Source organism: Aeromicrobium sp. PFPM2_SD2 (assembly GCF_057364525.1).
In genome coordinates this window covers 1-1,380 of record NZ_JBNFNZ010000567.1, presented here as the reverse complement: position 1 = coordinate 1,380, position 1,380 = coordinate 1, and the positions used below count along the sequence as shown (strand labels likewise).

General features: G+C 48.8%; 4 protein-coding genes. All 4 read left to right on the top strand.

Going from position 1 to position 1,380, the window contains the following annotated elements; translation table 11 throughout:
- Window positions 1-120: phage holin family protein (locus AC2W7G_RS16395; RefSeq protein ID WP_485869377.1), on the top strand; the 120-nt coding region annotated here is incomplete at its 5' end.
- Window positions 117-380 carry a hypothetical protein gene (locus tag AC2W7G_RS16390; RefSeq protein ID WP_074146709.1) on the top strand — a complete coding sequence of 88 codons (264 nt, stop codon included), beginning with the start codon at window positions 117-119 and terminating at the stop codon, window positions 378-380. The genes AC2W7G_RS16395 and AC2W7G_RS16390, both read left to right, overlap by 4 nt.
- Window positions 381-514: 134 nt before the next feature.
- The gene (locus AC2W7G_RS16385; protein WP_485869376.1) at window positions 515-721 is read left to right on the top strand and encodes an endonuclease domain-containing protein; all 207 of its coding nucleotides are present in this window, start codon (window positions 515-517) and stop codon (window positions 719-721) included.
- Window positions 722-731: 10 nt separating this feature from the next.
- A complete protein-coding gene (locus AC2W7G_RS16380) occupies window positions 732-1,166 on the top strand; it encodes a hypothetical protein (RefSeq protein ID WP_485869375.1) in 435 nt (144 codons plus the stop codon).
- Window positions 1,167-1,380: the final 214 nt, after the last annotated feature.

Below are 1,380 nucleotides of genomic sequence, written 5' to 3'. Positions count from 1 at the left end.
AGTCGGTTCTTCTTTGGGTTAACACTCAACGAATGGTTCTACGTCGCTGCTATCGCGTACACCGTGGTGCAGATTGGCGTCCTAATTTACAAGACGATTAAGAGCGGAGGTAAGACATGACGCAGATGGACTTAGAGAAGTTCCTGTTAATGCTGGACACTGAGCGCGCTCGACTCATGCTGCAAGACCTGCGGGATGACACAAAGCGTTCACCTCAGCTTTACAACGCTATCGAGAAGCTGCTAGCTCGCCACAACTTTGTACTCAGCAAGGTGTCTGTGGATGAGAAACAGTTAGCTGACATGGAGGCGTTGAACAGGGAGTACGATAAGGTGCTCTCAGCTACTGAGGACAATGACACAGGGTATGGTGTACAGTAAGTGTTAGACTCAAGGTCATCGACAGGTGGCCTTTTATGATTTAACACTAGGGAGGGGTTTTTATGAACAAGATAATGGAAACGCAGGGCGACCTATTTACAAGCAGGTCTACAAGGTTGAGTTGCATAGCCTAATTGAGATTCTCAAAGAGCAGGGGAGGGTGTGAGATATGTGGGAAGAGTATCTCGTTCGAAGGCTCAAGGGTAACGGCTCGCGTAGACCACTGCCACTCTACTGGGGCTATACGTGGTATTATATGTAATAGGTGTAATCAGGCACTTGGTATGTTTGGAGATAATGTAGAGGGCATCTACAAGCTCTTGGCGTACCTAGGCAAATAGGAGGGCAACTATGCTCGAATTTTTAAAGAGAGCGGCTCCGTGGTTACTTGCAGCAGTGATGTTTGCTGGTGGCTACCACACCGCTAACAATAAGTGGGAGGCCAAGGTCAATGCAGAATACACCTCGAATCTTAAGGCATCGGAAGATACAAGGCTTGCTGTCCAAGCTGAAGTCAACAAAGTGTCCAAGCGGTTTCAGGAAGAAATGTCCGCGCTGGAAGGCTCTACTGATAGGGTTATTAACGACCTTAACCGCGATAACAAGCGGCTGCTCGTCAAAGTCAAGACCTCAGGTCTCAGCGAGCCAGATTACAGTCGATGCTTCCCTGATGGTCGAGTCGAACTACACCCAGAGACTTCTAAAAGTCTTATCCGAATAACGCAAGAAGCTGACCTTAAGGAGAAAGCTCTACAGGAAACCGTAAGGAGGTTGCGTGGCGAATAAGAAAACACCTGCCGAGAGACAGGCAGAAATGACCCAACAGATGAGGGACGACTTCGTGTTCTTCCTGTTCGTCCTGTGGAAAGCCCTATCACTTCCTTCCCCTACCCGATGCCAGATTGACATTGCTCGAAAGGTATCTAATGGGGGCAACCGCCGATTCATCCTTCAGGCTTTTCGAGGCGTGGTAAGTCGTTCCTCCTATGTGCCTTCGTGG

Bases quoted from the DNA above. Each gene is read 5' to 3' on its own strand.
- AC2W7G_RS16390 (WP_074146709.1), top strand. From the start codon at position 117: ATGACGCAGATGGACTTAGAGAAGTTCCTGTTAATGCTGGACACTGAG.
- AC2W7G_RS16380 (WP_485869375.1), top strand. From the start codon at position 732: ATGCTCGAATTTTTAAAGAGAGCGGCTCCGTGGTTACTTGCAGCAGTG.